This window comes from Paenibacillus sp. FSL E2-0151 (genome assembly GCF_037993015.1).
Classification (GTDB): Bacteria; Bacillota; Bacilli; order Paenibacillales; family Paenibacillaceae; genus Paenibacillus; species Paenibacillus amylolyticus.
Genome location: NZ_CP150308.1, coordinates 614,241 through 638,277 on the forward strand (window position 1 = coordinate 614,241; position 24,037 = coordinate 638,277).

General features: G+C 47.6%; 15 protein-coding genes. 11 read left to right on the forward strand and 4 right to left on the reverse strand.

Annotated features, from left to right (window positions below; genetic code table 11):
• Positions 1-46: 46 nt before the first annotated feature.
• The 7 genes from MHI55_RS03010 to MHI55_RS03040 all read left to right on the forward strand — a co-directional run bounded on the left by MHI55_RS03010 (position 47) and on the right by MHI55_RS03040 (position 8,612).
• Positions 47-1,102, forward strand: a complete 1,056-nt coding sequence (locus tag MHI55_RS03010) for a lactonase family protein (RefSeq protein WP_101314924.1) — start codon at positions 47-49, stop codon at positions 1,100-1,102.
• Between the two features lie 366 nt (positions 1,103-1,468).
• Complete coding sequence (locus MHI55_RS03015; RefSeq protein ID WP_340388734.1) at positions 1,469-2,665, forward strand: transcriptional regulator; 1,197 nt, start codon at positions 1,469-1,471, stop codon at positions 2,663-2,665.
• Positions 2,666-2,909: 244 nt separating this feature from the next.
• A complete protein-coding gene (locus MHI55_RS03020) occupies positions 2,910-4,787 on the forward strand; it encodes a rhamnogalacturonan lyase (protein ID WP_340388736.1) in 1,878 nt (625 codons plus the stop codon).
• Positions 4,788-5,269: 482 nt separating this feature from the next.
• A complete protein-coding gene (locus MHI55_RS03025) occupies positions 5,270-6,349 on the forward strand; it encodes a sulfate ABC transporter substrate-binding protein (RefSeq protein WP_340388738.1) in 1,080 nt (359 codons plus the stop codon).
• Positions 6,350-6,436: 87 nt separating this feature from the next.
• Positions 6,437-7,273 (forward strand): sulfate ABC transporter permease subunit CysT, encoded by an 837-nt coding sequence (cysT, locus tag MHI55_RS03030; RefSeq protein WP_340388740.1) that lies wholly within the window; start codon positions 6,437-6,439, stop codon positions 7,271-7,273.
• A 67-nt stretch (positions 7,274-7,340) separates the two neighbouring features.
• Positions 7,341-8,216 (forward strand): sulfate ABC transporter permease subunit CysW, encoded by an 876-nt coding sequence (gene cysW, locus MHI55_RS03035; RefSeq protein ID WP_340388742.1) that lies wholly within the window; start codon positions 7,341-7,343, stop codon positions 8,214-8,216.
• A gap of 156 nt (positions 8,217-8,372) precedes the next feature.
• Positions 8,373-8,612 (forward strand): YezD family protein, encoded by a 240-nt coding sequence (locus tag MHI55_RS03040; RefSeq protein WP_036607453.1) that lies wholly within the window; start codon positions 8,373-8,375, stop codon positions 8,610-8,612.
• A gap of 90 nt (positions 8,613-8,702) precedes the next feature.
• On the opposite strand, the gene MHI55_RS03045 is transcribed toward MHI55_RS03040, so the two are convergent.
• A complete protein-coding gene (locus MHI55_RS03045) occupies positions 8,703-10,343 on the reverse strand; it encodes an extracellular solute-binding protein (RefSeq protein ID WP_340388744.1) in 1,641 nt (546 codons plus the stop codon).
• A 242-nt stretch (positions 10,344-10,585) separates the two neighbouring features.
• Positions 10,586-12,907 carry a helix-turn-helix domain-containing protein gene (locus MHI55_RS03050; RefSeq protein ID WP_340388746.1) on the reverse strand — a complete coding sequence of 774 codons (2,322 nt, stop codon included), beginning with the start codon at positions 12,905-12,907 and terminating at the stop codon, positions 10,586-10,588.
• Positions 12,908-13,271: 364 nt separating this feature from the next.
• On the opposite strand from MHI55_RS03050, the gene MHI55_RS03055 reads away from it, so the two are divergent.
• On the forward strand, positions 13,272-15,983 hold the full coding sequence (locus MHI55_RS03055) for an S-layer homology domain-containing protein (protein WP_340390566.1): 2,712 nt from the start codon (positions 13,272-13,274) through the stop codon (positions 15,981-15,983).
• Between the two features lie 978 nt (positions 15,984-16,961).
• Here MHI55_RS03055 and MHI55_RS03060 read toward each other — a convergent pair.
• A complete protein-coding gene (locus MHI55_RS03060; protein ID WP_340388747.1) occupies positions 16,962-17,849 on the reverse strand; it encodes a hypothetical protein in 888 nt (295 codons plus the stop codon).
• A 111-nt stretch (positions 17,850-17,960) separates the two neighbouring features.
• On the opposite strand from MHI55_RS03060, the gene MHI55_RS03065 reads away from it, so the two are divergent.
• From MHI55_RS03065 to MHI55_RS03075, 3 genes are all read left to right on the forward strand, one after another.
• The gene (locus MHI55_RS03065) at positions 17,961-18,389 is read left to right on the forward strand and encodes a GNAT family N-acetyltransferase (RefSeq protein ID WP_340388749.1); all 429 of its coding nucleotides are present in this window, start codon (positions 17,961-17,963) and stop codon (positions 18,387-18,389) included.
• Between the two features lie 319 nt (positions 18,390-18,708).
• Complete coding sequence (locus MHI55_RS03070) at positions 18,709-19,341, forward strand: NAD(P)H-binding protein (protein ID WP_036607440.1); 633 nt, start codon at positions 18,709-18,711, stop codon at positions 19,339-19,341.
• Positions 19,342-19,543: 202 nt separating this feature from the next.
• The gene (locus tag MHI55_RS03075) at positions 19,544-21,223 is read left to right on the forward strand and encodes an NAD(P)H-hydrate dehydratase (protein WP_340388751.1); all 1,680 of its coding nucleotides are present in this window, start codon (positions 19,544-19,546) and stop codon (positions 21,221-21,223) included.
• A 1,145-nt stretch (positions 21,224-22,368) separates the two neighbouring features.
• Here MHI55_RS03075 and MHI55_RS03080 read toward each other — a convergent pair.
• Positions 22,369-24,021, reverse strand: coding sequence for a methyl-accepting chemotaxis protein (locus MHI55_RS03080; RefSeq protein ID WP_340388754.1), 1,653 nt, complete (start codon positions 24,019-24,021; stop codon positions 22,369-22,371).
• Positions 24,022-24,037: the final 16 nt, after the last annotated feature.

A 24,037-nucleotide genomic window follows, 5' to 3' on the forward strand; every position in this document is an offset into this window, starting at 1 on the left:
GAAGAATCAGAACAGTGAATATACAAGATAAGGGAGAGATTTAGATATGGAACCAGTCAAAAAACAGGAAACGCTTTTCTATACAGGTACGTATGCGTCAGCGGATGAACCCGGAATATTCCTATGTGCGTTGAATGCGGATACAGGAGAGATGCGAATCGTCAATCACATGGATGGTGTGGAAAATCCGTCTTATCTGGCGCTAAGCCCGGATGGAAACTGTCTGTATGTGGCGAGTGAGACGGACGAGGGAGAGGTGTTGGTCTATCGGAGAGATGCGGCAACGAGCGAGCTGCACCTGATGGATCGAAAACAGACCAGAGGGGCTTCTCCATGTTATGTGTCTGTCTCCAAGGATGGTCAGTGGGTGTTCTCATCCAACTATAGCAGCGGCAGTGTAAATGTATTCCCGGTTGGCGATCAGGGGACGCTTGGTGAGATGAGTGCATGGGTGGAGCACACGGGAAGTGGAATCAACGAAGAACGCCAGGAAGGGCCGCATGCACACTCCATTCAACCCGATCCGTCCGGGCAGTATGCTATCGTATGTGACCTCGGTCTGGATCAGATCATTGTGTATCGCTTGGAAGAGGGACGTCTGGTTACCCATCGTGAGACGGATCAGCCACCAGGCGCAGGTCCAAGGCATCTTGTGTTTCATCCCAACTCGAAGTGGGCATATGTAATCAACGAATTGGACAACACGGTTACGGCATTCCTGTACGATGAGCGCAGAGGGGAGTTCACTACGGTGCAGCACATTTCCACACTTCCAGATGGGCATAAAGGAGAGGGTACGGCTGCAGACATCCGTGTATCTCCATGTGGACGTTTCCTGTATGCATCCAATCGGGGAGATGACAGCATCGTGCTCTATCATATTGACCAAGAGAGCGGTAAGTTGGAAGCCGTAGAGTGGACGTCCACGATTGGGCAGACACCGCGTAACTTTAATATTTTGCCAGGTGGGATTCTGGTCGTGGCGAATCAGGACAGCAATAACCTCGTAGGTTTCCAGATCAGTGAAGAAGACGGACGTCTGACGCATAACGGATTCAAGCTGGAACTGCCTCGTCCGGTATGTATTGCGCCTGTGGTATAAAATTGGTCTATAAGCTGTGAAATCATGGAGAAACACATGGTTTTACAGCTTTTTTTAGTCTTTTTATGCGATTAACTTGAAAATAGTGGCAATTATAACATTTTTTTATTGACCATTGTTCGAACGTTCATTATGATCAGAATATATAGGGATAAAACCTAAAATCTGGATGTTGCACGAAGGGTGGTGCTTTCCTTGGAACCTGCAAATTCAATTCGGGAGCAATTAACCCAGTTTATCGATAAGAACAGCATGACGCTCTCCCGATTCTCGGAAGTCTCTGGCATTAATACAGGCACAATTAGTCGTATTATACATGGGAATCGTCCCATATCCGTGAGTCAGTTGATTGCGCTATCATCAGGAATGGGCGTGGCAGCGGATCATTTTTTTACCGACTATGTGGAAGAATGTTTTGCTTATTCCGTATCCATGCGGCGGATCAGACCGTTTATTCTCCGAAGTGCGGAGTTGAATCGGCTGGACTGCATTGAACAGATTCTTTATCGGCTACTGGACGACCTGGATTATGCGACAGAACTATTTGAGATGGCTGAACAATTATTTGAACAAAATCAGCGGTCTGCGGCGGCATTGTTATATAAGAGTGTGAGTGAAGTTGAGAAATATCAGCATTCCGAACGGCTTGCGATGTGTCAGTATCGATTGTTTCTAATTGGACAAGGAGAGAACCTGGAGGAAAATCTAAGGTTGGCTATCTTGTTCGAGCCCTATGTTGACCGGTTGGATGAGGGGTACCAACTTGAAGCCTTCAAAGATCTAATCCATGCTTTTGGCTCGGTAAATAAATGGAGCGAAGTTAAAAATTTCGCTGACAAGATGTTACAGTTAGCCAAAATTCAATATAATACAATTAACATTTCGGAACGACAAAATCAGGAGTGGAAACTAACAGTACGGCCACTTTACTTTTATATACTATATGCTTGGTTGATTCAGTCGACGGTATTTGAGGAGCAGGGAGACTATGACAAAGCATTAGAACTTGTGGGGCTTTATGCAAGTGGACAGAGCTGGGTGCGGGAGGACGATGAGGAGTCTCGACGTGTGCTGAAGCAATTCGAAGAATGGGCAACGGCTAATAAGTATCTCTATCAGATGTTATCTGGGGATATAAATGTTGTTAAAAAATATGCAAATTACATCACACAATACCCGGATGAGATATTTTTGGCATTACGTTACATCATCCAGGCAGCGAATAAGTTTAACTGGAATATTGATGATATTTTAGAGCGTTTCTCGGATTACATTCCTTTACGTACATACAAGACAGAATTTGGACAATACAATTCTTCAATGATGGATCAAAATTATGCAAAACTTCTAGGGGAATTGGCGATATACTATTTAAACCACAATCGCGATGTTGCAATAAGTCGAATTTTAGAAGGATTGAACTTCTCTATCCAAAAAAATAATGATCTCAATTTCATTAAATATGTAATGGCTTTTCTTGAAAAAAGCTTTAGTAGTGAAAATTTTGAAGACAAGGAAAAGCTTAAATTACTAATTAATGAAATGCAGCGAATTAATGCTTAATAGAAGTACTTCAGTTCTGAATCTATTTAGCATATTTAGCATTATGATTAAACTGTAATATACTTAACGCAGTCGAAGGAAAAATCCTTTGGCTTTTTTCCTTTACCACCATCCAATTACTAAATTAGACCTATAGATGGAATTATATGTTTAATTTAAAATAATTATATATTAAAGCGCTTACATAAAAGATGGCGCTACAAGGGCATCGGGCTTACCAAACCAATTGGGGAGGCAATTGTTTATGGGAAATCGTTCATCATTGTGGAAGCGCACATTACGTACAGCGGGAGTATCCCTGCTGAGTTCCGCGTTACTGGTTACTTCGCTTGGATTGGGCAACACACCGGTAACACATGCAGCGGGTGCAAGGCAGATGGAGTATCTGGATCGCGGAGTGGTGGCTGTGAAGACAGGTACAGGTGTGTTTATCAGTTGGCGGCTTCTGGGTACGGAAGGTTCAAATGTATCGTTTAACGTCTATCGGGATGGAACCAAGGTGAACGCATCGCCCATAACAAACAGCACCAACCTTCAGGATGCAAGCGGGACAAGCAGTTCCAAATATACGGTTCGCGCTGTCGTCAGTGGAACGGAGCAGGCTGCTTCAGCGGCAGCGAGCGTGTGGGACAACAACTATCTGTCTGTTCCTCTTAGTGTACCCGCAGGTGGGACAACGCCCGATGGAGTAGCCTACACCTACAGTGCCAATGATGCCAGTGCAGGTGACCTGGATGGTGATGGTGAGTATGAATTGATTGTGAAGTGGGACCCTTCCAACTCTAAGGATAACTCCCAGAGTGGTTATACCGGGGAAGTGTTTATCGATGCCTACAAATTAAACGGAACACGCCTCTGGCGGATTAGTCTGGGCAAAAATATCCGAGCGGGTGCTCACTACACCCAGTTCATGGTGTACGATCTCGACGGTGATGGCAAAGCCGAAGTTGCGATGAAAACAGCCGATGGCACCAAGGATGGCACTGGCGTGGTCATCGGGGATGCAAGCAAGGATTACCGTAATTCTAGCGGTTATGTGTTGTCTGGTCCCGAATTCCTGACGGTTTTCAATGGGCAGACTGGCAAAGCACTCTCCACGGTGAACTACGAACCGGCGCGTGGCAATGTATCCAGTTGGGGGGATAACTACGGTAATCGGGTGGACCGATTCCTTGCCGCCATTGCTTATCTGGATGGAGAGCGCCCAAGTCTGGTCATGGCGCGTGGGTACTACACCCGCACAGTGCTCGTGGCTTATAACTGGCGTAACGGACAGCTGACCAAACAATGGACATTTGATTCCAATACCTCCGGTAACTCGGGTTATGCCGGGCAGGGCAATCATAATCTGAGTGTGGCGGACGTAGACGGAGATGGGAAAGACGAGATCGTTTATGGTGCCATGGCGGTGGATGACAACGGCAAAGGATTGTACACAACAGGACTTCATCATGGCGATGCCATGCATTTGAGTGACCTCGACCCGGACCGCCCTGGACTTGAGGTATTTCAGGTTCATGAGACGCCATCCAATGCCGGAGTGGAATTCCGTGATGCAGGTACAGGCCAGTTAATCTGGGGAGTCAAAACAACGAAGGATATTGGACGTGGCATGGCGGCAGATATCGATCCAAGATATAAAGGTGCCGAAGTATGGGCAGACGGCAGTCTGTACACAGCCAAAGGGCAGAAACTAGGGACAACCCTGCCTTCCTCCACGAATTTTGGCATCTGGTGGGATGGGGATCTGCTCCGTGAACTGCTGGACAGCAACCGAATCGATAAGTGGAACTATGCTAACAGCACAACGATGAACCTGCTCACCGCTTCCGGCGTATCTTCCAATAACGGAACCAAGTCTACGCCGAATCTGCAGGCCGATCTGTTCGGGGACTGGAGAGAGGAAGTGGTATGGCGGACGAATGACAGTTCAGCACTGCGGATCTATACCACAACAGCAGTTACGGACAAACGCATCTATACGCTGATGCATGATCCAGTGTACCGTCTTGGCGTCGCTTGGCAAAATGTAGCCTACAACCAACCGCCACACACCGGTTTTTATCTGGGAGAAGGCATGAGCACACCACCGGTACCCAATATCCGGTATGCGGGCAGATGAGGAATGGACAAGGTGTGGCTGTCCAATTCCGTTTATGTTTACAATAGCCAGCGAAGCATGGGATTCGCTGAAGGGAACAACGGACGCTGGTTCGTTGTTCCTCTTTTTTTTGCCAATAGCCCAGAAATACGGTAAAAATCGGAAAAAACGTTTGACAGGTATATAGACTGCCTTTATTATACGTATATAACTTACTAAACAGGTAGGAATAATAAAAATGAATCTGTTTTCATTGTGAAAACGGTCATTTTACAGACAGATGCAACCATGCAACCTGAACAGAATAACGTTCTCACCGTATAGACGGAGGAACACCGCAGCGCATCCTTTCCAGATGGAGCACGCACGGCCTTAAGCCGGCATGACTTTATGGGGAGAAGTGCGCGGGGGTTCCTCCGTCTTCTTGTTTTTTTACGGGGCGTTTGATCCTGTTCAGCCGGCCTGAGGTAGTCATGCAGATCTATATCGGGGGAGTGTTATTTATGAAAAAGAGAATTCATAAGGGTATTTTGGTTGGTCTGGCACTGGTGTTAACAGGGGTACTGGCAGCATGCGGATCGGATAGCGGCGGGTCCAGTACGGCAGGAACATCGGGGGGAGCGGAAGGCGGCACAGAAGGGGCCAAGGCCATCGAGCTGCTGAATGTTTCCTATGATCCAACGCGGGAACTCTATGAACAATATAACAAAGCGTTTGCGGCGCATTGGTTGAAAGAGAAAGGCCAGGAAGTGACCATCAAGCAGTCCCACGGGGGCTCGGGTAAACAGAGCCGTTCTGTTATTGACGGACTGGATGCAGACGTGGTGACGCTGGCATTGGGATACGATATTGATGCGATTGAAGATAAAGGTCTGATTAACGAAGGTTGGCAGGATAAATACGAGCATAACAGCTCTCCGTATACCTCTACGATTGTATTCCTTGTGCGTAAAGGCAATCCAAAAGGCATCAAGGACTGGGATGATCTGATCAAAGGGGATACCCAAGTCATCACACCGAACCCCAAAACGTCCGGCGGAGCGCGCTGGAACTATCTGGCGGCATGGGGATATGCCCTTAAGCATAATAACAATGATGAAGAGAAGGCGAAGGAATTTGTTGGTGAATTGTTCAAACATGCGCCTGTGCTGGATTCGGGTGCTCGCGGATCTACGACAACGTTTGTTGAACGTGGCATCGGTGATGTGTTGCTTGCTTGGGAAAATGAAGCTTTCCTATCGGTAAAAGAGTTGGGTCCGGACAAATTCGATATTGTCGTGCCTTCGGTTAGTATCTTGGCTGAACCACCAGTTGCGATTGTGGACAAAAATGCAGACAAAAAAGGAAGCCGCGACGTGGCGGATGCCTATCTGAAATATTTGTACAGTGAAGAAGGACAGACGATTGCTGCTGAAAATTATTACCGCCCAACGCTGGACAGCGTGGAGGAAAAATTCAAAGATCAGTTCCCGGCACTTGAGCTGTTCACGTTGAAAGATGTATTTGGCACATGGCGGGATACTCAGGCCAAACATTTCAATGACGGTGGTATCTTCGACCAGATCTATGTTCCAGGCAGCTAAGGTTGCTCTGTTCAATGAACACCTGATCAATCGCGCTGTGAGCGGCCAACCAGCCTTACCGGCTGAAGGCAGAGAGGATGAACGTGCATGAGCAAGGTGATGGTGGCGCGGAGACGCACATTGTCGGGATTTGGATTAACGATGGGTTACAGTGTGTTCTACCTGAGCCTGGTTGTACTTATTCCACTGGCTGCGCTGTTATTTAACTCAACAGGGCTGACGTGGGCAACCATGATTGAGGTTGCGACCAATCCCAGGGTGCTGGCTTCATTCAAGGTCAGCTTCCTGACCGCAGGTGCAGCGGCGCTGATTGATCTCGTGCTGGGGTTACTCCTGGCATGGGTGCTTGTTCGGTATGAATTCCCTGGCAAAAGGCTGTTTGATGCGGTCATTGATCTGCCTTTTGCCTTGCCGACAGCGGTAGCAGGGGTTGCTCTTACGGCGATCTATGCCGGCAATGGCTGGATTGGGCAGTTTGTAGAGCCTTTGGGCATCAAGCTCGCCTATTCACAGGCCGGGATTACGCTGGCGCTGATGTTTATCGGAATTCCGTTTGTAGTTCGCACGGTGCAACCGGTGTTGGAAGAGCTGGAGGCAGAAGTGGAAGAGGCAGCTGCGACACTGGGAGCAGGGAGATGGCGGATATTCCGCACGATTCTGCTGCCAGATCTGATTCCACCGTTGCTGACGGGTTTTGCTCTGGCTTTTGCCCGGGGGATTGGCGAATATGGCTCGGTTGTATTTATCTCAGGCAATATGCCGATGAAAACGGAGATTGCTCCCTTGCTGATCATGGCCAAGCTGGAGCAGTTCGATTATGCAGGCGCTACAGCTGTAGCTTTGCTGCTGCTTCTGGTTTCTTTCATCCTGCTGCTGATCATTAATTCCTTGCAACGTTGGAGCCGGAAGGCGGGCAGAGCATGACGATGAAGCATGATGGAATATGGATACACTCAGATGTCACTCACCCAAACCAAAGGAGGTGCAGCATATGGCGGGTCCTGTCCCACTAAGCCCTGTTCCACCCGTAAAGACCGGGCGTGGAACTAACCGTGCAACAACGGAGGCTCCATGGGTCAAATGGTTGTTAATCGGACTGGCAAGCCTGGTACTCATATGGCTGCTTATTTTGCCACTGGCCATTGTGCTCATGGAGGCGTTGAAGCAGGGTTGGGGTGTGTACATCGCGGCTCTTACCGAACCGGATGCCATGTCTGCACTGAAACTCACGTTATTGGTTGCGGCGATTACCGTACCGCTGAATACGATATTTGGTGTGGCCGCTGCATGGGTCATTACCAAGTTCCAGTTCAAGGGTAAGGGACTTATGATCACCCTGATTGATCTTCCCTTTTCCATCTCGCCTGTGGTGGGCGGGTTGATCTTTGTATTGGTCTTTGGTTCGAATGGGTGGTTAGGGCCGTGGCTGTCCGAACATGATATCAAAATCATTTTTGCGCTGCCAGGCATTGTCATTGCAACGCTGTTTATTACCTTCCCGTTCGTAGCGAGGGAGTTGATTCCACTAATGGAGGACCAGGGAACCCGGGAAGAGGAAGCGGCGGTTACGCTAGGTGCTTCCGGGTGGCGAATCTTCTGGAGTGTAACCTTGCCCAACATCAAATGGGGACTGCTGTACGGTATTATTCTGTGTAATGCCCGCGCTATGGGCGAGTTCGGAGCCGTATCTGTGGTGTCCGGGCATATCCGCGGGGAGACCAATACGTTACCACTTCATGTCGAGATTTTGTATAACGAATATCAATTCTCGGCTTCATTTGCCGTAGCTTCCCTGCTCCTGATTCTGGCTCTCGCCACGTTGCTACTCAAGAGCTGGCTTGGACACAAAGCCGTTTCAGAAAAGTGATTATGAGAAGAAGAAAATACAGATTGACAGCTACTGGAAGCCCTGCTAATGTATAAACCAAGTATATAGGTTGGATAAGAATGATTTATAAATCCGTTGGATGACAGCGTACTTAGGAATATGGCGGGCAATAGCCCGAGAAGAGGAGGCGGCTCTATGGCTAAGCCGTTAAAAGTGGATGAGGTATGGTTGGACCGAATTGCCGGACAGCTGAATGACATGGAGTTTGGTTCATTGCATATCGTGGTGCACGAAGGTCAGATTGTGCAGATGGAGCGGACCGAACGCAAGCGTTTTGAAAACACGCCCTCAGGCAGCGCCTCCAAATCCGGAAGCACGGCACGAAGCAGTTCAGCCCGTTCACTACGCGGATCAAATGCGAGTGCGAAGGGATAGAGAGTGACGTGAAGGAAGCGAAGATAGGTGCATAAAAACACATGTAAAATCCAGAAACTCATGGGAAATGCATGTTCCAAACCATCCTACCTATTGGGCACGACTTGTCTCCATATGCTCTTTATACCAATGATTCGCTTCGAGCAGTACCTGTTGCCCACCTGCATCCATGAATTCTTCCACAAAGGTATCGAAATACCCCACAGGCTGATCGCCAGTGATGATGGAGATGTACGCTCTGTCTCTCATGCGAATCAATTCAGATGAATATTGAATGAGGGCAGGGGTTGCAACCTCCAGGCGATTATAGATACCATTCTCCGTCAACCCTGCAGATGCAGCCCACTGTTCACGTTTATCCGAGGGTGTACCTGGAACCGTCATCCCGATACTTGAGCCGATCATATTAATATAATTCTCCATTCTGTTGTATGGGTAAAGTAAATGGAACGAGTTTGAATCTTCAACGCTCCAATTCCAGTGTTTTCCTGGAAGGCCATACTCCATTTTGATCTGCTCCTCCGGATCGGGGTTGGCACTTACATAATCGAGTATCTCCAAAATTTTCTCCAGTTTTCCCGGCTCCTTCGCAGCCTCAGCACCTATAGCAATAAAATTCATCAGCAGATTGTTCCCTTTTGAACCGCTATGTCCATCAGGACCAATAACAGGAGAACCAAATACAACCTCTGCAGTTGCGTTCTTCTGTAACAGCTCATTAACATTGAACGAGGCCCCCACTGGAGTTTCTTGGCCATTTTCATTAAGGACACTGTAGTCTCCCTCTTGATTCCAATGATAATAGTTGCCCATCGAGGTCATCCCAATTTTTCCATTAATAAAAGCATGGGATAGATGTTTATAGCCGCCTTTATTTTCGCCGGTTATGAACTCAGGGTCGATAATCCCGTCCCGATACCACTTTTGCATATAAGCCAATGCTTTTTTCATCTCAGGCTCCAAAGCACCGATCACAAGTTGGTTGTTTTTTTCATTAAAATACAGTTGCTCGGTGAAAACGGACTGTCCAAAGGCACCAAACACGACATTTAAGCCCTCTCTGGATAGGCCATACGTATCTTGTTTACCATTTCCGTCTGGATCATCTTTGGCAAAAGCATACATAACCGTTTCAAATTCATCTAATGTCTTTGGCACCTCCAGACCAAGCTGCTTAAGCCAGTCCTCTCGGTATACAACAGGGGTTCGATAGATGTTGGTCTGATTAATGGCCGGAATTCCATATAAGCCACCGTTTATTTTTCCATACTCTAGGTAACGTGAATCATAATCGCGAATTCGCTGTACGATATTTGGCGCATATTGTTCAAGAACTTCCGGGGGAATTTCCGCTAAGACCCCTTGCATTTGATACTTAAGCAGATCATGTGGTTGTCTGATCCGGAACAGATCCGGTATTTTCCCTTGAGCAAGCTCCAGATCCAGCAGTTCCTCATACCGCTTGTTCTCAAGGTTCCACACCCCCAGATCGACATCAAACCGATCCTCAATATATGTAATCATCTCGGCGTCTTCAGGAACAGGGATATTTTGATGCATGGTCCAGGATATCGTATACTGCGGTGCTGTCTCCTTCTCAGCGCTTGCCAAATGGCCCTGCTGTTGCACTTGTGATCCTTCCCGGTTTAGAAAGGTACAACCGCTCATCAATCCTATAAGAATAGATGTAGCAATCAATAGATATAGCTTTCTTGAAAGGTTGATGTTCATAGCAGCTCCTTTACTAATTTTAAATTCTATATAGCTTCAATTTAACATTTACACAAAAACGGAGAGGACAGAAAGAACCTGAAGAAGCGAAGCTACAAGTTTTCTGTAAGAAAACTACTTCGAAAGCATACGCTATTCCCGGATTTCCCCTTTTAGAAAAGGGATCGAAGAAATCTGGGAATAACAGCGATCGGAAGGTTGTTCTGTCATCGGAGTGTCCGTGTAAATATTCCTAATTGACCCTATATAGATCCCTGTTCCATTAAATTGCGCATGAAGTTTTTTGGTGTACAGCCGTGGATTTCTTTGAACTTTTTAATGAAATAAGCAGGGGTACGGTAACCAACCGTACTTGCGACCTGCTCAACCGTAATTTCGCGTTGTGTCATGAGTTCCCGTGCGCGTTCCATTCTCTGATTCGTAACATATTCGGAATAAACAATCCCGGTTTCTTCCTTGAAAAGTTTACTCAGATATTTAGGGCTGATGAATACTTGCTCTGAGACATGATCCAGCGTGAGATCGCCTGATAAGTGCTCGTGAATATAGGCTTTGACAGCCGAGATGGTATCCACACTTCGTACCTCGCTTCGCTTCTCCATCTGCATCACAAATTCGGTCACGAGATGAATCATCCATTCCGAATATCGGTTGATATTGTAGAACAATGAAAATTGCTTGTACATATTCAATGAACTCGCCTCGGTGGGTTGCAGGCGCACCTGATTAATACACTCAGCGTAAATAGATACCGTTTTTAATAAGATGATCCGACTGTATTCGGCTGAATAGGGGCCTTCTTTTATTGTCGCGACCAATTCCTGAATGGCCTGAACCGTACCTTGCACATCCCGAGTCTGCAATTTCTTTTCAAAGTTTACGAGGTATGACTCCGGGATCTCCAGACTGCTGGCTTCCCTGTTCAGAAGATCAAGATCCTGAATGGCAGACTGCTCGGGAAAGAAGTAGCTGTATCGAATCAGGGTATTCGCCTGATGATAGCTTGTGTGAATCTTCGTGAAGTGCTCTACCCATCCGCCTAACGATAGTACAAATTCCAGACCAAATCTGCTGCTCGCCTCAGCGTGAATAAAGTCTACAATGTGATCAGAGAGCGGTTCTTCGGGTTGGTTGGTACAGATGATTACGGCTATTTTGTGATCCTGCAATTCCTCTGCCAGCAGTTGAGTTCCATCCATTTCTGCGATCTCCAGTTGCTGGATCATCGTATACAACGTATGCTGCAACTGTCGTGGCTGCAGATCCTTCCACTTCTCATTAACAGGGTCAATGACGATGCAACGGAAGCGAGAGTAGGCCATTGAAATGTGAACAGACTGGAGCTGTTCCGTAAGTTCCTCGGGTGTAAATCGGTTATTTAACATATTGAGCATGATACTATGCTTAATTATTCTGTGATTGGCCTGTAAGGTTTCTTCAAGACTATCAACTTTATTGGACAGACTGTTAAACGTTGTATCGATGAACCGATATTCGTCCTGCTTTAAGCTGGTTGGGCTATCCATCCGGCTCTTGATGTTATTCATGATTCGTTTAAGAGGACTATAGTTGGCCCTGGTAAAGATGGACGACATCGCTATTCCAACGGCAACAGCCAATAAACCGAGAAGAACCGAAATCTCCTTCAAGCTATCCAATTTATAATAGAAGCTTTCATTAGGTGTGGTTGTGTAGATTCTCCATGCATTTCCTTTAAATTGATCTTGGGTAACGACATGAGAGTCATAGTTAAATACAGGTGTGAAGCTCTCATCTGAAGTATGAAAGGTGAGCAGCGACTGCGTCAGATTCTCCTCCGTGGAGCTACCTATCAACGTTTTGTCCGCGGCAGATATGACGGTTCCGTCCTGATCGATGATTAATGTATTTGCATAGTCAGCAGGGAGCATATTTTTAATGATTTGACTGATCGCTGATTCTTTGATATCAATCGCAATCATGGCCTTACTGTCTTGTCCAGACGATTGAAACGGGTAACTATGGACATAGGAAATTAGAGGACTCATCTTGCTTTGTTCCCGTGATTCGATATAGACATCCTGAGGCACCATGCGAGTCTTCATCCATAAGGAGCTTTCTGGAGTCTCTTTCATCGCAGCAATCCAATCCGTCGTATGATCCACACTCGAAGGCGTGTCCTCATAGAGCAATAGCCCATATACAGATGAGACGATGAAGTGGTTCTTCGTATCGTACACATGAATAGCTTCAATGAGATCGGAGTAATTTTGTACCATATTTTTGAGGGACTGTTCGATGTCCAGGATTTTGCTATGGTTTCCTTTTAAGCTATCTAAATCGATACTAGCGGCGTTACCGAGTGCCAGGGACAGATAGACCTGATTCACCTTCTGGATAACGGAGCTCTCAATAGTATTGACAGTGCTTTTCAGTGACAGCTGATTATTGATTCGAATCTCTTTGCTGTATTGATGGGAGAAGAAGAGGTATAGAATGGAGCCGAAAAGAAGCGCAATGACAAGAACAACAGCAAGGTAGGAAAGAACCATCTTGGATCTTACAGTTTGAAATGGCTTATGCATTCTTTTTCCCCCTTCATGTCTCTTTTCTAAACAACTTCATCATTATATAGCAGGCCGAGGACTAGAAATCATGTTGATCGAAATTTAACAAACTCCCACTCCATAATTTACTTTCAGTTAATAAAGCGTTTACAAAAGTAGGTATTTTAATTGATAAATGTAGTATCTAACTCCATTTTTCTTGGCATATAAGCTCCGGAACGTACGATTTTGATATAAAACGGAATTTGTTCTATAGATGCGAAACGCTCCCTAATGCTACAGTAACGGCAGATCAGACATCTGTATAGAGTCTTTCTTACTCATTTGCAGATGCAGAAGCAAAAAAATAATTTACCATAATGGGAGCGTGTATTTGCAAGCCATGAGAAAACCACTTAAAAAGTCACTGGCATTACTTCTAATGTTGTCTATGGTAGGTCCGACATTTGCAGAGAAGAGTTTTGCAGCCGATCAGAAGATTCAGTTCTCTGATATTAAGGGACACTGGGCGGAAGCGAATATTCAAGCATGGGGTGATGAAGGATTAATTCGAGGTTACCTGGATCATTCATTTAAACCAAATACGTATATTACCAGAGCAGAATTTATGAATTTGGTAAACGGTGCCTTTGGATATTCCGGACAAGCTAAAATTACCTTTAACGATGTGTCTGAGAGTGCATGGTATTACGAAGCAATTTCTATTGCAAATGCGAATGGATATATAGATGGATACACCGATGGCACAATGAAGCCGCAAGATCCGATCACCCGTCAAGAAGCAGCTAAAGTGATTGCTGGCATTTTGAATCTGGAGTTAAATGAAACAGCAGCGAATGTATTTAGCGATTCATCGTCTATAGCGGCGTGGAGCAAGGGAGCTGTAGGTGGAGCGGCAGCAGCGAAAATTATCTCTGGTTATGCAGATGGAAGCTTCAAACCGCTTAATTCCATTACTCGTGCCGAAGCAGTGTCTGCGCTCGTTAAGGCTGTGGAAACAGATGCTACTACAGCTGCCAAACCAGCTAAGCCAAAGGGAACGGCAACTGTGCTGAATGTTAATCCCCCAGCAGATGAAGCTCGGTTGTCCGCCGTGAAGCACGGAGCCAATGCCGGAGACGACACCTTGAAAAATATTGCGGAAACCAATCCGTTTATTGATATCTTGGACGGTTTTGATCAAGTATGGTCCATGAACCTAGCGGATTGGAGAGATGGAACAGCGGCAACCAAAATTGGAGCTGACGGGAAAAATGCAAAGTATGGAGATGGACCGACTCCATATTATGACGGCTTTAAGAATGATCCAACCGTAGCTGTTGCTGATCAGAAAACATATGCAAATGAAGAGATCCGAAACAAAGCAACTTGGGAAGCCAATATCAAATATGTAGAAAAGGTCACGCAAAATCGCACAGGTGAAGAGACATTGGCAGCCTATTATGATGACCAAAGAGATAAGATCTATAGCGTGATGGAGGGCTTTGGTCCGTTGGCTAACACGTATGTAGATATCATCAAGCCAAAGACAAACGTTGAACGAACGGTGGACGAAATGAATGTGGTATTGACCGAAGAAACAGTGGAAGATGAAAGCCAAGGCATTGGAGATTGGGAAGCAAAGACGGAACTTTCAGACTTGGTCCATTTAGTTGATCTGGTTCGATTCAAAATTCCTGCCTCATCTAATCCTTCTAAATATTTCTACTCTTCCCCTAGACCATGGAGAATGAATTCCAATGGAGAAGTGAAAGAAGTTGTTGACAGCAAAGGACTGCCTGTATGGGAAACCTTAGGTGAAGGTGAGAAAAAAGAAGTACCTCTGGCTTCAGGCGGAACCAAATCAACAGGAGAAAAACATTACCAGCAATACGAAACCAATGTTAAGCTTATTCCTGCGTTAACTTATGTCAAACGAATCGCTGAGGATGGAAGAGGAAAAGATGGCGCATTTCCGAGCGGACATACCAGTGCAGCTTACTTATCCGTATTTCCTTTGGCATACGCTACACCAGAACGATTCTCTGAATTGTTAACGAGAGCAGCTCAGTTGGGCGAGAATCGAGTCGTTACAGGGATGCACTCACCGCTTGATATTATAGGAGGAAGAATACAGTCGACGGCCATGGCTGCCTATGCACTTAATCAGGCTGAGAACAAAGATGTGTTAGAGAAAGGCTATGAGAATGCAGGAGAAGTATTTGGAGCTGCAGCCAAGGAAAACAATATGAGTCTGTATGAGTATGCACACACCGTAACCGAAGATTACACGTTCAAGAGTGCTTACGATGAACACAAATGGGAAGATCATGATGCCAATAAAGCCTTCTATAGAGAGAAGATGACTTATGGTCTACCACAAACAGGAACCAAAGGGTTGGCTCCCGTTGTACCGCAAGGAGCAGAAGCTCTGTTGGAAACACGTCAACCGTATTTAACAGATGAGCAACGCAGACAAGTATTGTATACAACGTCCATTGACTCTGGATATCCTGTACTGGATGAATCCAAGGGCTGGGGTAGAATTGATCTGGTCACGGCTGCGGATGGATACGGTGCATTCTTGAACAATGTAACTGTGGATATGGATGCTTCCAAAGGACGGTTTAATGCAGAAGATTGGTGGAGAAATGATATCACCGGTAGTGGAATGCTCACGAAAAAGGGAACAGGAACCCTTACATTGACAGGAAAAAATAGCTACACAGGCGGAACCTTACTGCAAGCAGGAACATTGGTAGCCGAATCCGCAACGGCTTTTGGTACGGGTGATCTGTATGTGGAAAATGGAACAGTTGTCGTTGATGTCGACGGAGCACTCAACTTAAATAGGAACTTTACCATGGATAACGGTACGTTGGAATTGGTAGTGACTGACAACAACAGTCAGCTGAATGTCGGCAGAAAGCTCTATATTGATGGAGGAAGTCTCAAACTCGACTTGTCCAACTATAAGATCGAAGGTTCCAAAGATATTACGTTAATCACCGCTAATGGAATTACAGGTGAATTCGACAGTGTAACGGCAGATGGTTATGACGTGACTGTCACGTACGAAAAGGGCCGCGTCATTGCACATGTTGTAGCCAAATAAGTGAAGTAATTATCCATGATATAAAGTGAACTAAAGAATGTCACACATGCCACTTCGATGACAGAATAACTTTCCGATCACTGTTATGCCAGATTCTTTCCTTCTTCAAAGGAAAAAATTCGGGGATAAGCATATGCTTTCGATGGAGCTTTCTTTCCGAAAGGCTTTAGGCGTAGCGAATGCTTTCGAAGTAGTTTTCTTACAGAAAACTTGTAGCTTCGCTTCTTCACGTTATTTCTGCCCTCTCCGTTTTTGTGTAATTATTAAAGTTCGTTTTATATCGTTCAATTCTTCGCAAGAAAAGATTATAGAAAAGGGCTTAAACTACAATGTAGTTTAAGCCCTTTTCGCGTACAGATACGTTGGATATAGGGGATGCTTTAAACACGTGCTGAAAGCCGAAGTGTATCTGAACGTGTCCGGAGTAGGCAAGCGCTAAATACTGAATGTAAGAGCAAGCAATTAGGACGTCGCAAAAGCGATTTTCCTATTTTCCACTACCAATGAGAATTTTCGCTTCGTACGAGAGGGACACGAGGTTTCCTCTCAGTCGCGTTTGGAACAGAGCATGAGCAGGGGTTGAGCGCTAACGAATATGAGGCGTCTTATTTAAGGGTTTGAAGCACCCGCAGAAATCTAAGGAATCTGAGACGCGTTATATCGAAATGTACGGCGTTTTAGAGCGTTTTTATCGAGCGATTTTGGAAAATAACGTGTCTGAGGTTCTTTACAATTTTGAAAGAGGCTGTAGAGGTAATATAAGACGTCCTGTGTTCCTTAGAAAAGCGACTGGCTACTCAATAGGATCAGCCAGACGGGAGCTCGATAATTTTGGGACACTGACATCCATCATCGTATAGCATGCCGAGTAAGGAGACACGACCTGATCGGTGAAAATCCAGCCGAGGGAGGGCCAAGTCTCGTATCATCGAGGTGGGTATCTAAGTTTAATCATAAGGAAGCGGCTGGATGCGTAGGTTATTCGTCGGTGTTGGTACCAGATGTACGACGTGTATTTCCTTCCATCTCCGTAGAGACTTGCTTCGTTGGTTCCAGATCCGTATGTCCTGCGTAGGGGCGCTCACTTCGAGAGCGTGTCCCAGTCAACCCGAAACCCGAAGTGAATATAATCAGCTGTAGTCCCAGTGTATAGGGTGCAGCAACAGGTCCAATCAGATGGAGCAAGGAGCATAGCGCGATCAGCAAGGAGAGCATTTTGGTTACTGTACTTGACCTATCGCGTCGTGGGCTGGCCCAGAGCAGGTAACCATATATTATGGTGATCATCAGGGAAATTGCGCGAATCCATGGCAAGATGCTGTCCCATGAGTCCACAGGCACGTCCAACATCCGCTGACGAAATACCAGATCTATAACCAGAAACCCTGTAGCCGCCAGTGCGGCTGGTTCGGCTACAGGCCGAAGGATGGTCCAGACCGCTGTGCCCCAATGATCTGCATGAGTATCCCGGCTTAGTTCATCCGATAATACGGTGCATTCCCGTTCCAGTGCTCTGTGCATCAGTCCAAGTCGGGCAGGGTCATGATCCTTAATACAGTCACGGATCTGGTCCTGTAGCTGAGGAGATAGGTAAGATGCAGCTTTGCAGGCTAGCATTGCTGTTATCAGATCGTCATGTTCGTGTTCCGATCGTTCATAATTCCGATTTTCCTGGATGGTAAGTTGTCCCAAGAGGGCTGTACTTATGTATAATGTATCTCGTATCCTTCTCATTCGCCTTTCGTGGCTGCGGCGAACTTCAGTGGCAGACCATATGTATATCCCCAGAAGCAAAGCCATGACTCCAAACAGCACAGCCACAGCGCCTGGGCGCGATGTTAGATCTTCAATCCAACGTTGAAACACACTTGTTCCTCCTTTGCACCAACTTCACGTATCATGAAACACGCTTCACGTAAGCTTTCTCTCACTATTACACAGGAAGTAGATGAATTCAAGCAGAAAGGGGCACAATTCATGGATCATGTGAGTATTGAACACACACCACCCGCAGCGGTGGAGTATCTTGCCTTACGGCAGATTTCGGGTCTTAGCCCGATGAGCAGGGAAGGGGCAGAGATTGGATTACGGAATAGCTTGTTTGCAGTATGTCTGCGTGAAGAGGATATGCTGATAGGCATGGGGCGAGTGATTGGAGATGGAGGTTGTTTCTTTCAGGTCGTCGATATTGCTGTACACCCGGATGTTCAAGGAATGGGGTATGGAAAACTGATCATGAGCGAGATTATGAATTATCTGCGTAAAGCAGTACCTGCCCGTGGTTTGGTCAGTCTGCTGGCGGATGTTCCGGCTGATCAACTTTATGCTCAATTTGGATTTGAATACACCAGCCCAAAATCGGAGGGTATGTGGTGGAGGCAGGGAGAAGAAGGACCGACTACCTAGCGGAACGAAAACTGAAATCTTGAGATAAGAATAGATTCTATGTCGTATGAAATTATCTTATTATAGCCGCATTAAGCGGCTTTTTTCATGATTCGTGTTGAGTGCTTGCGGAGAGAGGGGATACTTAAGAGTGTCGGTGCTTCTTCCGCTAGTTGAAGTAAAGATTATTTTTCTACATATAAGCTGTAAGAGATAGGTTTACAAGATGTCACATCCGGTTTAAGATGGCGTGAGCCGTTTAAGGTATATAACAATAGGATTAAGTATTAAAATAACGGTAAGTTGACAAGATGATATCTACAGAAAAGAGGGAATTCATATGAAAGTAGCCATTTTTGGAGCAACCGGAGCGATTGGCAAGATGATACTGTGGGAGCTGATGGATCGTGGGCATGAAGTGACAGCGGTGGTGCGTGACCCTTCGAAGGTTGAGATGGTTCATGAGCGTTTGCGTGTAGAACAGGGAGATCTGCTTAATCCGGATCAGGTGGCTGATTTTGCAGCGGGTCAAGAAGTGGTTGTGAGTGCATATGGACCGAAGTTTGGTGGAGAAGAAGAGATGCTGGAAGTGACACGTTCGTTGATCGAGGGTGTACGCCGGGCAAAAGCAGGACGTCTGGTTGTAGTTGGTGGAGCGGGAAGCTTGCTAACCGATTCCGGTGATATGCTGATGGATACGCCGGGATTCCCGGAAGAAGTCAAACCACTGGCAAAAGCCCATGCAGAAGCATATGACCTGATTGAAGCATCAGGTATTCACTGGACCTACATGAGCCCTGCTGCGACAATCACAACAGGACGTCGAACAGGCCAGTTCCGGGTTGGCATGAACCGTGTGATTACGGATGATATCGGGGAAAGCTCGATTTCCGTTGGCGATTTTGCAGCGGCTTTGGTGGATGAACTGGACGATCCGCAATTTATCCAAGCACGGTTTACGGTAGGTTATTAAGCGTAGACAGGCTTTGGAATGGATGATTTAATCTGAAGGTCTCGTACACGGATCGATAGAGTTTTCGATGATGTATCGAGTGGATTGTGGTAACTGGATGAGGTAAGAGGAAAGATAGCGATACACATATAAGATGCAGAGTTTAGGTGCAAAGTTGCTACTTTTAAGTATGAGATGAGCTTGTCACGGGGAGGGATGAACGTTGTTTATCGTAACCGCTGAACAGATGAGAGCTGTGGACGAGTATACCATTCATAAGCTGGGTATTCCTGCTGCCAGTCTAATGGAGAATGCAGGCCGAGCCATTGCTGAGGAAGTGATCAAGCTGTGCCGGGAAGGGCAGGCAGAAGGCCGGCTTGCGGATTCAGGGCAGCTTGGCTATAGCAGCCAGACCGATGCTAGGCGGGCACACACCGGGCCCGGTGATCGGCAAGGTTATGGTGGCGACATCATCGCCGATCCGGCGCTGGTGATGGAGCGCCCGGGAGATCAGCTGTGGTACATGCTGATCGGCAAGGGCAACAATGGCGGCGATGGGCTGGTGGCCGCGCGCCATTTGGTTGAAGCAGGGCTTGGCGTGACATTGGTCTACGCCGATGCCCCTGATGCACTGCGGGGCGAAGCCGCAGTGCAACGGGATGCCGCCGCGCAGCTTGGCATCCCTGCTCTTGTCCACGGGCGCGAAGCCGTGGACTTCAGCCGGTGCACAGGCATCGTGGATGCGCTGCTGGGCACCGGCTCGCGGGGAGCGCCGCGCGGAGCTTACGCGGCGCTGATTGAGGCGGCGAACGACAGCGGCAAGTCGGTCGTGTCCGCGGATGTGCCGAGCGGGCTGAACGCCGACACCGGAGAGGTGTACAAGCCCTGCATTCAAGCCCGGGTGACCGTATGTCTCGCGCTGCTTAAGCGCGGGCTGGTGCAGTACCCGGGCGCTTCTGCCGCGGGGCGCATTGTGGTGCGCGCCATCGGCATTCCCGCGCAGCTTGCGCCAGAGCATGGCCCCTCGGTCCGTCTGCTGACGGACGAGGTGCTGCGCGGTGCGCTGCGCGTGGATACAGGCCGTCTCCGGGCACCGGACGGCCACAAGGGCACCTACGGCCACGTGTTGCTGGCCGCAGGAAGTCTGCCGATGAGCGGCGCTGGCCTGCTCTCGGCCAAGGCCGCGCTGCGCGCAGGCTGCGGGCTCGCCACATGGGCGCTGCCCGCGGCACTGTTGCCGCATGTCATCGGCACCGTGCCCGAGCTCATGCTTGCCGCCGCCGCCGATGGCGACAGCGGCGAATGGAACGCGGCTTCCGCCGACGCCGTGCTGCGTCTTGCGGAGAGCCGCGACGTGCTCGCGACCGGCCCCGGCCTCGGCCGCTTCAAGGGCGACACAGACTGGCTGCGCCGTCTGTGGCAACATACGGATCGTCCGCTCGTCATCGACGCGGACGCCCTCAACATGCTGGCAGACGCTGGCCCACATGGGCCTCGCGACTGGGGCCAGCGAAGTGCGGCGACAATCCTGACGCCGCACCCTGGCGAGATGGGCCGACTGCTGGGCATGTCGACCCAAGAGGTGCAGCGTGACCGCATTGGGCACGCTGCAAAATACGCCCGCGAGCAGGGCGTGACCCTTGTGCTCAAAGGAGCACGAACGGTCATCGCAACGCCGTCCGGCGAGGCGTACATCAACACCACCGCTCACGCCGGCATGGCGACTGGCGGTGCCGGAGACGTATTGACCGGCATCATCGCCGGTCTGCTTGCCCAAGGGCTCAGCGCGGAGCAAGCCGCCACGTTCGGCGTATATCTCCACGGACAGGCCGCTGAACGTGCAGCACTGCTGCGCGGTGACCCATCGTCCCTGCTGGCCGGAGACATCATCGATGCACTGTGAGGATGGGGCAGGTGTGGGACAAGCTCGCGGTTTTGGTTTACTGTCTATGACTAATCATTTCTAAACTGCAAGTGAACCATCGTCCCTGCTGGCCGGAGACATCATCGACGCACTGTGAGGTTGGGGCAGGTGTGGGACAAGCTCATAGTTTTGGGTTACTGTCTATGACTAATCATTTCTAAACTGTAAGTGACCTATCGTCCCTACTGGTCGGAGACATCATCGATGCACTGTGAGGATGGGACAGGTGTGGGACAAACTCTCGGTTTTGGGTTACTGCCTATGACGATTCGTTTTCAAACTGCAAGTGATCCAACGAAGCAGCGCACCAAAAGTAGATGAGTGAACGTTGTCCATTGTTCATTGCTCAGTACTCAATGAACAATGAACAATGATCAGTACTCATTGCTCAATGCCCAGTGCTTATTGCCCTAACGAACCTGATACACCTTATGCCTCGGTTTACATGGAGGAGCAAAAGCTAACGAATCTCATCCACGTTATCTCTGTGTATTTCAGAGAAAACACCTGAAAAACCGGACTAAATTAGGGAATAGAATGCCTGAGATTCGTTAGATTTTATAATCTGCAATTAATTGCTCAATAAGGTTTGCTCAGTTCGTTAAACGTTTGGATCTGAAATGCTGATGTCTTATTATCTATATAAGTTGAACTAAAGAATTTTACACGGGACACTCCGGTGACAGAACAACCTTCCGATCGCTGTTATCCCCAGTTTTTTATAAATTAGGAAATCCGGGAAAGCGTATGCTTCCGAAGCAGCTTTCTTTCAAAAAGCTTTTAGGCGAAGTATATGCTTCCGTGTCAGCTTTCTTTCAGATAGCTTTTAGCGCCGCTTTTTCAGGTTCTTTCTGTCTTCTCTGTTTTGTGTAAATGTTTAGTTCAATCTATATACTTTCATATCTTTGAAACGAATTAATGGTTAGATGAAACAACGATTAGTTACTGAAAAGGGGAGCCCTGTCATGATGCATGACGGAGGCTCCCCTTTATTTGTTTGTATGTTCATGCTACCTGATCCTGGCTCGGCTATAACCTGCCCATAACATGCCTATAATCTGCATCTAACCTGCATCTAAACGACATCCGAACTACGCCCGGTCCGAATTCTCCCGGCGCCCTGCTTACAGCCGGAATCGCAGCAGTTCCTGATGCATCTCTGCACTAATATCACGCAATGTCTTCACCTTGATACTTGCATCAGCGAAGGAACGTTGTTGTTCCGATGTGGAGGCGGTGATCTCTTCACTGCTGGCAGCCGACTGCTCGGTGATGGCACTGATATTTTCGATGGCCTGTTGCACCTGTGTACTGAGTTCATTGGATTGTTGCATGTCCTCAGCAAGCTGATGGATACCCGTACTGATGCGCTCCACACTTTCACGAATAGCAGAGAAGGATTCGCGAGTCTGGCCAGTGGCTTGTTCCTGTTCGCCGAATAACTGCATGCTTTGTGCTACAGAGTTCTTCACCTTGTCCATGGAGGTTGTGATCTCGCCAACAGCCGCATAGATATGTTTGACCGATTGCGCAGATTGTTCGGCGAGTTTATTCACCTCGCCCGCAACAACAGCGAAGCCACGTCCGGCTTCTCCAGCGCGAGCAGCCTCTATGGAGGCATTTAACGAGAGCATGGTTGTTTGTTTGGCAATCTCCGATACATATGCCGTCATCGTAGTGATTCGAACCGCGCTTTCTTCCAGTTCCCGCACCGTTTGTTCTACCTCGGCCATCGCCGTACGATTCACTTCGGCCAAGCGGAGTTGCTCCGCTACAGCCTTATTACCTTCCTCAACGGTAGTTAATACTTCACGACCATCGATTACCGATTGGGAAGTGGACTCGAGATTGCTATTGAAGGTAGACTGCATTTTGTCCACAACCATCACCGTTTCACTCAGATCCTCGGCAATCTTTTGACTACCAATCGAGAGTTCCTCCGTGGTGCGTGATACTTGCTGCACGATCGCTTGGGCTGTATCATTGCCACGGTCAATATCTTGCGCCATCAGATCGACACGATGACCCGCTTCACCAATCGATTGAATAATGCCGCGGATATTATGAGTCATGATACCGAAGGAGCGACTCAGGTCATCGAGCTCATCTTTGCCCCGAGATTCCGGTAATTGTCCGGTTAGGTCACCGTCCGCAATTTGTCCCGCAGCGTCTTTGAGTGTTCGAATACGCTTGGCGATCTGACGTGAAGTATACATATTAAACAGCATTACGGCGACAAGCAATACGATGGCTCCTACCAGAGCGGTTTGCCACGTTTGCTGAATGTCACGTTCCAAATCGACGGTATATTGATCATAACGATCCCGAGTCATCTCATCCAACGAATAGATATCATTCTGTATGCCCCGAACCCGAGTGCTGTAACGTTTCGCTTCCGCACTGTTCATCGCACTCATCGCTTCGGTGGCTCCCTGTTTGAGAGCTTCTAATTTTGTCTCGATGGACTGAATAAGTTGTAACTGCTGATCTGTTTCGAGCAATCCGTCCGTAAGTTCCTGAATCATCGTTTGACCTTCATCCAGCAAGCGAAGCACGGCGTCCTGGTTTCCTGCTGTCATGGAGAATGAGTAGACATCCAGCGCTTGCTGGGTCTGAATCTGATTGGCGTTCAGTTCACTCACCTTGAGCATGGCGGGTACCAGATTTTGATTTTTGGCATTCATGTTGAGCAATTGCATGATAATATAAGCGACTAGCACAAGGCATAGAAGTAGTGAAATTAGAGCATTAAGTATCAGTTTTCCCTGTAGTTTCATATGCGTACCTCCTCGT